We start from the raw sequence: 11,768 nt of genomic DNA on the forward strand, positions 1-11,768 counted from the left end.
TCAGACCTCTCCAACCGCGTCGCGGAACGCCGCGAGGTGGCGGGCCTCTGGTGCAAAGCCGTTCTGGGTTTCGAAAGCGGCACTGAACAAGGTCTCGGGGTCGGTGTCGGACAGCGGGACGGCAGGAGGCGTCGCACCCGCTTCTGCCTTGGCTTCGGGCAGGTGAATGCGCACGCCAGCGGTCCGCACCGGCGCCTCGCGCAAGAGCGCCTCCGCCTTGCCCAGCACGACAGTAGGGGCATCCTCGGCTACGAGTTCGACGTAGACCAACGGGCGTAGGTCTACGGGCGCATCGGTCTCGATCCGGGCCAGCGCTTCCTCGAGACCGGCGAGGTCGATGGTTCCCGTCTCCGGCAGGCGCAGCACAGGGGCCGGCCAGGGGATGTCCCGATGCGTGGCGGTGATGGTCCGTCCGTCGATGTCTAGGATGGTGACGCCGTGGCGATACCGGATTTCAGAAGCCGAGAGCGGGAAGCAGCTGCCGGAATAGCGCACGCGGCCCTTCGCAAGGCTCTGCGGCCCGTGCAGGTGACCAAGGGCGACATAGTCGAGCCTCTCCGGGAAAATGTCGGGCGGCACCGCATGCGCACCACCGATCAGAATCCGCCGCTCGACCCCTTCGCTCTCCAGTCCGCCAGCACAATGAAGGTGGCCCGTCGCGATCAGGGGAAGGTCGCCGATCCTGGCAGCAGCGGCGTCTGTCAGCTCGGCGTGGAACCGCCGCGCCGCCTCGATGATCGACCGATCCTGATCGTCGGCCGAGAAACTGATGCCGGTCAGGTCCGCGGCGCGCAGAAACGGGATGGCCAGAACGAACGCGGCAGGTTCCCCGTCCGGTCCCGGCACGGGCACCAGGTGTGCATCGACGTCCACCGCGCCATTCTTACGTCGCGTCGTGCCGATGGTGTGGATGTCGAACGCCTCGATCAGGTCGCCCGGCGCCTCGAGCCTGAGCGCCGGGTCGTGATTTCCGCCCGAAATCACCACGGTCAAATTGGGCCGCCGCTGCTTGAACGCGGCCAGGGCCCGATAGAACAGACGCTGGCTTTCGCCCGACGGGTTGGTGGTGTCGAAGACGTCACCCGCCACGAGCAGGAGGTCGATCTCCTCGGTCTCGAGGAGTTCAGCGAGCGCATTCAGAAACACTTCGTGCTCCGCCTCGCGCGACCAGCCGTTCAGGGTCTGACCGATGTGCCAATCTGCGGTGTGTAGGGCGCGCATTAGGAGTATCCAACTTCGTGATTTCAAACGGTTTCGTTTTTGTAGACCGTAGCAGCTGCTGCGCGGACATTCGATCGCCATTGCGCCTGGGCTCTGTGCGCGCTCAGGGCGCACCTCGTGCATTTCGGCCTCCTCCGCCCCAAAACCGGCACGGATGCGCTCAGCGGGCAGCACAGCACCCCTGAGAGCGCGGCGGGTTCGATTGCAAGGTATGGTATCGAAGGAACAACGCATGTCTGCGCACTTGGGGAAACCGGTCGTCACATCGTCGGCCGCAGTGGTGCTCGGGTTCGCGTAGGGGCAATCACTGGATAATTCGCCGGGTGGCTAGGATCCCTCTCTACGCCTTGCCGACACGGGTATGCCGGTTACAATAGAGCGAGGAAGTTGCTATACATTTTGCAATACAAACATGATGCGCGTTAAGGATTAATTTTATTATTTTCAATAGGTTAAGGTTTTTCACTTGGCAACCTGGCGGACTTCGTCTCCGCCATTTGCCCCCGCGAAAGTGATCTCCCGATCCGGATGCGGCCGGATTTTCTCGTTGTTTTCGAGGGTTATGCGGGAGGGGCTGAGCACTGGCCCGAGCGGTAGGAAGCCCGGAAGCGGTCTCTCAGGGCCCATATTCTCCGGACCTCATGACTACGCCAATTTGGTGAATTACTTATAAGTCACTGTAAGTGGTAAAGAAAATCCAGCGTCCGAAATTTCTTGGATTGGAGTCGCGTTTGCGTCTGTTGCGACCGGTTTCGGAATTTCTCAGGCCATGGCCCGTTCGAGCCTTTGCTTCCGACGCTCCCAATCGGGCATCACCTTGTCGAGAAGGCCAAAGAACGCTGCCCCGTGATGAGGCTCGGCCACATGGCAGAGTTCACGGGTGATCACGTAGTCGATGGCGTCGACAGGTGCCTGAACTAGACGACGATTGAGTAGCAAACGACCAGCCGGTGACATGGACCCCATCGCTGCCGGGTCTGGCGTACGATGAGAGCCATCGGCCTGAATGCCTCGGGGTCCGGGAACAGACCGAGACAGAGTTCGATCCGTTCCGGAAACTTGATGTGGGCCCGGTCCCGGTACCCTGCCTCGACCAGTTCGCGTGTCACCTCCGGCCTGGTCGGCCGGTCAGTCTGCACGACGATGAAGCCGCGGATAAGCTTCACGCTTTCCTGGACATGCGGGACGACCTTCAGCCGGTATTGGCGCCCGAGGTAGAGATGAGTCTCCCCGGCGACGAACCTGCGCTCCGGCGTGCGCGGCAGGAACTGGGAGAAGTACCGCTGCTGCCGTGTCACCCATGCCGCGCGCCTCCGCGGTTTGGCTTCGATGGCGTCTAGTGTCGCGTCCTCCGGGGCCGCGATCACCACCGACGCATCCGGCTCGACGGCGATCTCCAGTGTCTTCCTCAGGCGCCGGACAATCTCGTATTGGATCTCCTGCTCGCCGTACCGCAGGCAGTGAAACTCCCGTGTCATGCTGCGAACCGGGCCCGGGCAAGATCCATGATCTTGAGTTCGAGATCGTCGAGTACTTCTACGGGAAGGTCGATGTCCTTCTCGTCGCGCAGGACATCGAAGAAGTAGTCGTCAATAGCGTTGCGCAGATTGTTCTGGGCCGCCTCGTTCGACCAGATGTCCACGATCAGGTGCGATTTGATGATGTCCATAATCAGTTGAGCGATCGTTGCGACCTCGACGCCGGTCACTGAATCTTCGCCCTTGGTCTTGAGCTGACCATCTAGGACGCCGAAGAAGGCCTGAGCATCCTCATCGCCCCAAATGCTCTCCGGAACATCCCGCCCCCGATCCTTGCGGGCCACCTTGCTCGCGAAATCCACGACACTGTTCAGGTATTCGCGCTCGGAGAGTCGCTTTTCGCGGTAGGCCCGGATGGTCTTTTCGAGCAGCTCGGAGAACTGTTTGTAGAACGTCGGGTCCTCATCCATCTTCTCGGTGATTGCCCGCCGGGTCGCGCCGGCGATGCGATCGGCCTTTGATGACTCGGAGACCCCTGTCTCTTCGACGACTGCCTTCAGCGCGTCGGGATCGTTGATGTTTGCCACCTCGACGATGGTTTCCGCCGGCATCGCAACGGACATGGTCATCGTCTGCCAGCGCCCCAACCTGCGCCCAATACGAACCGCTAGCACCGTGGTGGGCAACGCGGACCCCGGCGGATTGCCTGCGGCGAGGTCGGTGGCGGTCGACAATGCGCCCAGCACCTCTGAGAAGGGCCCCTGATCGCGCTTCAATGGATGTGGTCCTGTCTCTTGCGAGCGAAACGGCTTGCGCCGACCGGACCTTACCATAAGGGTCGGGATCGGTTGCCGACACGCTCTCCCCTTCGGCGTCACGCCTGTGAGGGGAGTTTGCCTCAAGTCCCGCCGGAACTTTGTCCGCCCAGATGGGGCCGTAGTATCCGGCCTTTACCGACCAAACCGGTTCTGATCGACCATGTAATCCGTTGAAATGTGATAGGCTGCGGCGCCGAGGGCACGGGCAACGGACCCGAAGCTGCCTTCGTCGATCTTTGGCCGGATCACACCCTGCTGGTCGAGTAGGTCGAATTGCTCTCGCACTTCGGTCACGAGACGGGACCGGACGCTTGGGGGAAGAGCGCCGTCGATGACGACACCCTCGACGTCTATTACGGCCAGAGTTGAGACAACGGCATGGGCGAGACTGCGTGCGGATCGCGCTATCCACGGTCCGACCACAGGCTCGAGCGCATCCCAGCCCGGCTGGCCGCCGTACAGCGCCGCCGGGTCATGGCCGCCCTCCCGCACGAGCCGCTCGAGCACGGCGAGTGAGGCGTGATCGACCAGCCGGGTTCCGCCCGGCTCGTCGGGAATGCGCATCGGCCCGAACCCCCCTGAGGTGCCCCGCGCCCCGGTGAAGACGCTCCCGTTCAGAACGATGCCGCCGCCTATGAAGGCCCCGACGAAGAAGTAGACGGAATCCCGGTGCCGACGGTCGGGCCCGAAAATGAGCTCGGCCCGGCAGGCGGCAGTTGCATCGTTTTCGACCGATATGGGCCCCGGCAGGACTTGAGCGAAGGCTGCCGTGGCATCGAAGTCGCGCCACGCTGCCATCTCGGCGTGGGGCGCACCGAAATCGTCAAGCCAGTGCCAAAGCTCTCCCGGCATCGCCACGCTGGCTGCCGCGATGTCGGACCGGCGCAAGCGCGCTTTGCGCAGGAGTGGAGGAAAAGCTGCGCGGATGAAGGCTTCGGCCGAGGCGGGTGTCGGATAGGCGTGGCGCTCGGTCTGCCGGGCCCTTACGGTCCCGGTGAAATCGGCGATGACTGCATCATAACTGTGACGCCCGATCTTGAAGCCGAGGTAATGCCTGGCCGCGGGGTTCAGACGCATCGGTATCGAGGGTTGGCCCACGCGACCGCGCAGCGGCTCGCCCCGTAGAAGGAAGCCTTCTTCCTCGAGTTTTCGGAAGATCATGGACACAGCATTGGCCGACAGGCCTGTTGCCCGGGTTGCTTCGGCCTTGGTCAGGGTGTCCGAGCGGCGCAGAAGGTGCAGCACCAGACGCTCGTTCATTCCACGCATGGTGGTTTGGTTCGAGCCGCTTATCGGCGTCGGGCCCAAGCCGGGCAGTTCATCGTCAAAGTCTGTGATGACTGCTGCTCCTGCGTCCGCAGCGGGAATTCCGCTGTGCTTCCTCATCGGCAACCTACCGGCAGTGCTCCCAGCCGACAAGAGAGCTTCGAGCGAATATTTAATTCATTAGGAAGTTTTTATTGACGTTGTCCGTGACGGCGCGTTACACGTTGTCCCACCGGGGCGGCGAGGGTCCGCCAGAGCGCGTTCGATAGGTCTTTCGGGCGTGGACAAGGATCCTCCCTGAGAGGGCAATCTGCCCCGACAAAACGACAGGGAGAGAGACATGAAAGCAATCAAAGCGGGTATCCTCGGGGCCGTCGCCTCGTCAGCCTTTGCGAGTGCGGCCGCCGCCGAAGGTAGCGTCTGCCTTATCACGAAGGACGCGACCAACCCATTCTTCGTCAAGATGGCACAGGGCGCTTTCGCCAAGGCCGCCGAGTTGGGAACCGAGTTGCGGTCCTTCGCAGGCAAATTCGACGGAGACCACGAGACGCAGGTCGCGGCGATCGAGACCTGCATGGCCGCCGAAGTCGACGGCATCCTGCTGGTGGCCTCGGACACCAAGGCCATCACCGGCGCGGTGGAACAGGCTCGCGAGTCGGGTATGGTGGTCATCGCTCTCGACACGCCGCTCGACCCGATCGATGCGGCTGACATGACATTCGCTACCGACAATTTCGAGGCCGGGCGGCTGATCGGCGAATGGGCCGCCAAGACGATGGGCGACACGGCGGACGCGAAGATCGGACTGCTCAACATCAACGTAAGCCAGCCCACTGTGGGCGTGCTGCGCAATCAGGGCTTCCTGACCGGCTTCGGCGTTGAGACGGGCGACGAAAGCCGCTGGGGCGACGAAGAGGATCCTCGCATCGTCGGGCAGGAGCTTTCGAGCGGCAATGCGGAGGGTGGCCGTGAAGGGATGGAGAACTTGCTGGCCATCAATCCCGATATCAACGTGGTCTACACGATCAACGAACCAGCCGCCGCCGGCGCATACGAAGCGCTGCGCTCCTTCGGCAAGCAGGACGACGTCCTGATCGTGTCTGTCGATGGCGGTTGCCCGGGCGTGCAGGACGTTGCCGGGGGCGTGATTGGGGCGACGGCCCAACAGTATCCGCTCGAGATGGCGGCGAAGGGGGTCGAAGCCGTTGTGGCGTTCGCCGAAACCGGCGAGAAACCCGAAGCCACGGAAGGCAAGGCGTTTTTCGACACCGGTGTCGGCCTTGTCACCGCGAACCCGGTCGATGGAATGGACCAGCTTTCAGTTGAAGAAGGCATGGAGCTCTGCTGGGGTTGATACGGACCCCGCCCCCGGGGGCCGTATGCCCCCGGGGCCAGTAGATCCCCTCAACTTCATCATCGAGAGGCCGCCATGCAGGAGGCATCCCACAAGGACGAGACCCCGGCCGATCCCGGCGAAACCGTCGCGCAATTCGAACGGCCGAAGGGTTGGCGCACCAGATTGGCGGATATGCTCTACGCGTCGCCCGCCATCGTCCCGCTTATCGTTCTGGTCGCCGCGGTTGCGATTTTCGGCGCGATCCTGGGAGATCGGTTCTTCTCGCCATTCGCACTGACCCTGATCCTCCAGCAGGTTGCAATCATCGGCATCGTCGCTTGTGCACAATCGCTGGTCATCCTGACCGCCGGAATCGATCTTTCGGTGGGCGCGATCATGATCCTGTCCTCGGTTATCATGGGCAAATTCACTTTCGATCTGGGCCTGCCGCCCGCACTGGGGGTTCTGTGCGGACTTCTTTGCGGCCTCGGGATCGGCGCGATCAGCGGCTATCTCGTCGCGGTCTGGAAGCTGCCGCCCTTCATCGTCACGCTGGGAATGTGGCAGATCGTGCTTGCGGCGAATTTCCTCTACTCCGGTTCGGAAGTGATCCGCAGCCAGGACATCGCGAAGGAAGCGCCGCTCCTGCAATTCTTCGGCAACACGATAGATATTGGCGGAGCGGTGTTCACCTACGGGGTGATCCTGCTTCTCTTCCTGGTGGCGGTGCTGTCCTACGTCCTGTCCCAGACAGCGTGGGGCCGGCACGTCTACGCAGTGGGCGACGATCCGGAGGCCGCCGCGCTCTCCGGCGTCAACGTGCGCGGCACGCTGATTTCGGTCTATGCGCTGGGCGGGCTGATATGCGCTTTCGCCGGCTGGGCCCTGATCGGGCGCATCGGCTCGGTTTCGCCACAGGCAGGGCAATTGGCGAACATCGAATCCATCACCGCCGTGGTGATCGGCGGCATCTCACTGTTCGGAGGGCGGGGCGCGATCGCGGGCACCTTGTTCGGGGCACTCATCGTGGGCGTCTTCACGCTTGGACTGCGGCTCATGGGGGCCGACGTGCAATGGACCTACCTACTGATCGGCGTGTTGATCATCGCCGCCGTTACCGTCGACCAACGTATCCGGAGGGCGAGCCTGTGAGTATCGAACCTGTCCTTTCCGCCCGCGGACTGACCAAGCGTTTCGGCCGGGTCACAGCCATGGATCGTTGCGATTTCGACCTTTACCCAGGTGAGATCCAGGCCGTGATCGGTGATAATGGCGCCGGCAAGTCAACCATGATCAAGGCCTTGTCCGGCGCTGTGCGTCCCGACGAAGGCGAGGTCACTCTTGACGGGCAGCGCGTTGCCTTCTCGTCGCCCATCGAGGCGCGCGAGCACGGGATCGAAACTGTCTACCAGACCTTGGCGATGTCGCCGGCCCTGTCGATCGCGGACAACATGTTCATGGGGCGCGAAATCCGGCGCGGCGGCGTCATGGGGCGCTGGTTTCGGCAACTCGACAAAGCGCAGATGCGTAAGGTGGCGCGCGAAAAGCTGTCCGAACTTGGCCTGATGACGATTCAGAACATTGATCAGACGGTCGAGACCTTGTCCGGTGGACAACGGCAGGGTGTGGCGGTCGCACGCGCGGCGGCGTTCGGCTCCAAGGTTGTGATCCTCGACGAGCCGACGGCGGCCTTGGGCGTCAAGGAGAGCGGAAAAGTGCTGGAGTTGATCCAGCGTGTCCGTGACCGCGGCGTGCCGATCATCTTGATCAGCCACAACATGCCGCACGTGTTCGAAGTCGCGGACCGTATCCACGTTCACCGCCTTGGGCGGCGGCTTTGTGTGCTGAAGCCGGGCGAAGTGTCCATGTCGGACGCCGTGGCATTGATGACAGGCGCACTGTCGCCGGATGAAATGAGCCCGGCTGCCTGAAAATGCGAGATCTCGATCATGACGCAGATGTCGTCGTCGGCTTGATGGAGAGCCGGCTCGGCAACGACCTCACCGCAGGACGGCGGCGTGTGTTGGCCATCGCCGGCCCGCCGGGGTCGGGGAAGTCGACACTCGCGTCGCATATCGTTGAAAAACTGAACGGTGCTGGTCGCTACGCAGCGGCCGTCTTGCCGATGGACGGGTTTCACCTCGACAATGCTGCGCTCGACGCCCGGGCACTTCGTGAGATCAAAGGCGCGCCTGAGACGTTCGACGCAGAGGGGTTCGTCGCGCTTGTTCGGCGTATTCGGCAAGGTGGCACCGACATTCGCTACCCGCTCTTTGATCGCGCCCAAGACCGAACGCGGCCCGGCGCCGGGTGTGTGACGGCTGACACGCCGCTGATCGTGGTCGAGGGCAATTACCTGCTTCTGCGCCATGGGGCGTGGGCCGACCTGCGCGCGCTCTTCGACGTGACGGTGATGCTGGCGCCACCACTGGCGGAACTCGAAGCGCGCCTGGTATCGCGTTGGCTGGACCACGGGCTTTCGCGGGACCAAGCCGAAACACGGGCGCGTGGGAACGACCTGACGAACGCCCGCACGGTCATCAATGAAAGCGCCGAGGCTGACCTGATCCTCGGCGAACCCCGCTACCCACGAGGAGACGCGCCATGAAGATCTTTGTCGATTCTGCCGACACCGCTGCCATCCGCCGCTTGGCGGAAGCAGGGCTGATCGACGGCGTGACCACCAATCCCAGCCTTATCGCCAAGGCAGGAGCAGATTTTCTGGAGACCGTGGGAGAATTGGCCGCGATGGTGCAGGGTCCGGTCTCGGCCGAAGTCGCTGCGACGGACTACGACGGGATGATGCGCGAGGCGGCCGTGCTGGCCAAGATCGCCCCCAATGTCTGCATCAAGCTACCGCTCACGATGGAAGGGCTGCGGGCCTGCCGTGCCCTGCGTGCCGAGGGGCGCGAGACCAATGTCACCTTGTGCTTCACGGCGAACCAAGCGCTTCTGGCGGCCAAGGCGGACGCGACCTACATCTCGCCCTTCGTCGGCCGACTGGATGACATCAATCTCGATGGTGGCGATCTGCTTCGCGATATACGCGAAATCTACGACAACTATCCGGCCCTGAAGACGCAGATCCTCGCCGCCTCGCTAAGAAGCGCGAACCACGTGACCGATGCAGCGCGCGCGGGTGCCGACGCGGCGACGATGCCGCCTGCGGTGATCGAAAGCCTCGTCCATCACCCGCTGACCGAAAAGGGTCTGAGCGCGTTTCTTGATGATTGGCGCAGAACCGGCCAGCGCATCGCGTGAGGGGCCTGTCGCGAGCAACGCCAAATTGAGGCCGAGGCGGGCAGGGTCCATTCGTGCCGCGTCGAAATGCCCGTGCCCGCTATTCCAGGCTCGTCCCGCGACGTTGCCCATGTTCGTCGACCGGACGGGCCGCCCGCGGCTGGAAGCCGCCGGTCATCCATCGGCCATTGCGGCAATCATGGCCGTTGTGACCATGCACAACACGTTCTGGGCCACTGTCAGAGGAACTTGGCTTGGATGGGGTAGGGCACTGGTTGGCGTTTGTGCACGTCCAAACCAATCCCCTTCCGGTACTTCAAAACGTCACCCGTGATCATTCGGCTGGCTGTGATGACGTATGTTCGTTTCCCGCTCTCGCTTCGAAATGTTGAAGACCGGCTCCATGAAGGCGGCGTCGATGTGAGCCACGAGACGGTCCGGTATTGATGGCACAGGTTCGGTCCGCTTTTCGCGGCCGAGATCAGAAAGCGCCGAGTCGAGGGGATGAAGTCGAGCAAGTGGCGGTGGCACCTCGACGAGATGTTCGTGAAGATCACCGGTGAACGCTGCTACCTGTGGCGAGCGGTTGATCATGAAGGTGAGGTGCTGGAAAGCTTTGTTACGAAGACCCGTGAAAAGAAAGCAGCTCTGAAAATCATAAGAAAAGCGGCGCGCAAGCAACGTTGCGCAGGGTTGTACATGGCCGATGCCGCCCCGAAGTTTGTCGCCTACGAGCGGGTCCCGACCGCCAGGCAGGGAAGTCAGGACTGGGGCTCGAGGCGCAGCGAAGGGCGATCGATGACTTTGCGGCGTCAAAGGGCGCCAGACTGGTGGCGCGGTTCACCGAGGTGGAAAGCGGGCGCAAGGCGGATCGGCCAGAATTGCAGCAGGGGCTGCATCTTGCGAAGATCACCGGGTCCACTCTGCTCATCGCCAAGCTCGACCGGCTGTCTCGCAATGCAGCCTTCCTGCTGACCCTGCGCGACAGCGGCGTGCGGTTCATCGCGGTCGACATGCCCGAGGCCAATGACCTCACAGTCGGGATCATGGCGCTGGTCGCCCAGCAGGAGCCGGAGGCAATCTCGAAACGGACCAAGGAGGCTCTGGCAGCGGCAAAGGCGCGGGGCGTGAAGCTGGGCAATCCGAACGGTGCAGCTGCTCTGAGGCGGGCAGGGAAGGGCGGTGCGGCGCTCCGCGCGACTGTCTCCGCCAATGCGGACGACTTTGCGGAGGCGCTGCGGCCGATCATTGAGGAGCTACGACAGGATGGGCATACGACTCTTCGGGCAGTTGCGCGGGAGTTGAACGCGCGGGGTGCACTCTCGCGGCGCGTTGGGCGTTGGCATGTGTCGAACGTACGTTGCCTATTGGCAAGGCTCTCTGCGACATCGGATTGAAGGCGAAATGGCCTTGCTTGCCCAGGCATCGTTCTCGAACAACTCTGTCCAAGGACACAGACTTTTCGGCAGACCCTAGATCAAGTTCAACCGTGCCGCCGCTCTGGCCGAGTGGCGCGGACTCTGCGCTGGATAAGGGGCAGCGACCCGGCCCTAGCTGAAAGTGGGTTGAATTGGTCTACTAGGACCTTCACGCTTCTTTTGACATGGTCATTCCATACAACAACACTTGTCCGGAATGGCTGCAGACGCGGCAATCATTAACGAAGCAGGGAAAATGGGCATGCGATCTGGCCAGGTGGAACTGATCGTCGCAATCGCAGACGCTGGCAGCCTCGGCGGAGCAGCAAAGGCGCTTGGACGGTCGCAACCAGCCTTCACGGTCGCGCTGAAGCGCATCGAGGAGGACCTCGGCGCGCAGTTGTTTCATCACAGCGCTCAAGGAGTCATTCCTACGCCGGAAGGCCAAAAAGTCATTGACCGCTCCCGCCGAATCCTTGGCGACCTCGTCGCGATCAGGGAGGAGCTTGCACAGAACCGGGGCGAACTGGTGGGCAGTGTTCATGCGATTGTGTCTCTTGTAGCGGCGATGAAGGTGGTACCGTCGGTGCTTCTCAGCATGCGAAACCGGTTTCCGGGCGTCCAACTGCAGATTTCCGGTGGGCATGCGCCACTTGCATTTCGAGCTATCGAATCCGGTGCAGCCGATTACGTCATCGGGCCAAATCCGGGCGTCAGACCGGGACTGTTTTCCGAGCAGCTTTCCCGGTCGGGCATTCAGCTCCTGACCGGCATTGGCTCGCGCTATGCCCAGACAACCGATGCCGCAACACTGGCGGCTGCTGACTGGGCGGTGATCGGTCCGATGGACAGGCAGCCGCTCTTTGTGGAGATGTTCGCATCGCATGGTCTTGCGGCGCCGGACCCGGTCTTTACCTCTGAATCCATTCTGCCCCTCATGTCGGTTCTCGAGAACTCGAACCTAATCTGTGTCTGCCGTCAGCACCCTTGG

The 11,768-nt window shown here is 62.6% G+C and carries 10 protein-coding genes and 2 pseudogenes; 8 read left to right on the forward strand and 4 right to left on the reverse strand.

Annotated features, from left to right (window positions below):
* The 4 genes and pseudogenes from B2585_RS20590 to B2585_RS20610 form a co-directional block, all read right to left on the reverse strand.
* On the reverse strand, positions 1-1,221 hold the full coding sequence (locus B2585_RS20590) for an exonuclease SbcCD subunit D (protein WP_292025943.1): 1,221 nt from the start codon (positions 1,219-1,221) through the stop codon (positions 1-3).
* A gap of 762 nt (positions 1,222-1,983) precedes the next feature.
* Positions 1,984-2,699, reverse strand: a pseudogene (locus B2585_RS20600) (M48 family metallopeptidase).
* On the reverse strand, positions 2,696-3,475 hold the full coding sequence (locus B2585_RS20605) for a type I restriction enzyme endonuclease domain-containing protein (protein ID WP_292025948.1): 780 nt from the start codon (positions 3,473-3,475) through the stop codon (positions 2,696-2,698). The pseudogene B2585_RS20600 and the gene B2585_RS20605 overlap by 4 nt, the downstream one beginning before the upstream one ends.
* 174 nt (positions 3,476-3,649) lie before the next feature.
* On the reverse strand, positions 3,650-4,777 hold the full coding sequence (locus tag B2585_RS20610) for an ROK family transcriptional regulator (RefSeq protein WP_292025949.1): 1,128 nt from the start codon (positions 4,775-4,777) through the stop codon (positions 3,650-3,652).
* Positions 4,778-5,123: 346 nt separating this feature from the next.
* On the opposite strand from B2585_RS20610, the gene B2585_RS20615 reads away from it, so the two are divergent.
* The 8 genes and pseudogenes from B2585_RS20615 to B2585_RS20650 all read left to right on the forward strand — a co-directional run.
* Positions 5,124-6,137 carry a sugar ABC transporter substrate-binding protein gene (locus tag B2585_RS20615; RefSeq protein WP_292025951.1) on the forward strand — a complete coding sequence of 338 codons (1,014 nt, stop codon included), beginning with the start codon at positions 5,124-5,126 and terminating at the stop codon, positions 6,135-6,137.
* A gap of 75 nt (positions 6,138-6,212) precedes the next feature.
* A complete protein-coding gene (locus tag B2585_RS20620) occupies positions 6,213-7,271 on the forward strand; it encodes an ABC transporter permease (RefSeq protein ID WP_292025953.1) in 1,059 nt (352 codons plus the stop codon).
* 59 nt (positions 7,272-7,330) lie between these two features.
* Entirely contained in the window at positions 7,331-8,050 is a 720-nt protein-coding gene (locus B2585_RS20625; protein WP_292025968.1) for an ATP-binding cassette domain-containing protein, read from the forward strand.
* A 2-nt stretch (positions 8,051-8,052) separates the two neighbouring features.
* Positions 8,053-8,727, forward strand: coding sequence for an AAA family ATPase (locus tag B2585_RS20630; RefSeq protein WP_292025956.1), 675 nt, complete (start codon positions 8,053-8,055; stop codon positions 8,725-8,727).
* Positions 8,724-9,380 (forward strand): fructose-6-phosphate aldolase, encoded by a 657-nt coding sequence (fsa, locus tag B2585_RS20635; RefSeq protein WP_292025958.1) that lies wholly within the window; start codon positions 8,724-8,726, stop codon positions 9,378-9,380. Before B2585_RS20630 ends, fsa begins: the two co-directional genes overlap by 4 nt.
* 261 nt (positions 9,381-9,641) lie before the next feature.
* Positions 9,642-10,026 (forward strand): annotated as a pseudogene (locus tag B2585_RS20640) (IS6 family transposase); the annotation flags it as partial.
* Positions 10,027-10,042: 16 nt separating this feature from the next.
* Entirely contained in the window at positions 10,043-10,756 is a 714-nt protein-coding gene (locus B2585_RS20645) for a recombinase family protein (protein ID WP_292025960.1), read from the forward strand.
* A 238-nt stretch (positions 10,757-10,994) separates the two neighbouring features.
* Positions 10,995-11,768, forward strand: a 774-nt coding sequence (locus tag B2585_RS20650; protein ID WP_292025962.1) for a LysR family transcriptional regulator, incomplete at its 3' end; no start/stop codon positions are given.

This window comes from Maritimibacter sp. UBA3975 (assembly GCF_002384975.1).
Classification (GTDB): Bacteria; Pseudomonadota; Alphaproteobacteria; order Rhodobacterales; family Rhodobacteraceae; genus Maritimibacter.

Excerpts from the sequence above, each read along its gene's own strand:
- B2585_RS20630 (WP_292025956.1), top strand. The coding sequence starts at position 8,053 with ATGCGAGATCTCGATCATGACGCAGATGTCGTCGTCGGCTTGATGGAG.
- fsa (WP_292025958.1), top strand. The coding sequence starts at position 8,724 with ATGAAGATCTTTGTCGATTCTGCCGACACCGCTGCCATCCGCCGCTTG.
- B2585_RS20625 (WP_292025968.1), top strand. The coding sequence starts at position 7,331 with ATGGATCGTTGCGATTTCGACCTTTACCCAGGTGAGATCCAGGCCGTG.
- B2585_RS20620 (WP_292025953.1), top strand. The coding sequence starts at position 6,213 with ATGCAGGAGGCATCCCACAAGGACGAGACCCCGGCCGATCCCGGCGAA.
- B2585_RS20615 (WP_292025951.1), top strand. The coding sequence starts at position 5,124 with ATGAAAGCAATCAAAGCGGGTATCCTCGGGGCCGTCGCCTCGTCAGCC.
- B2585_RS20590 (WP_292025943.1), bottom strand. The coding sequence starts at position 1,221 with ATGCGCGCCCTACACACCGCAGATTGGCACATCGGTCAGACCCTGAAC.
- B2585_RS20610 (WP_292025949.1), bottom strand. The coding sequence starts at position 4,777 with ATGAACGAGCGTCTGGTGCTGCACCTTCTGCGCCGCTCGGACACCCTG.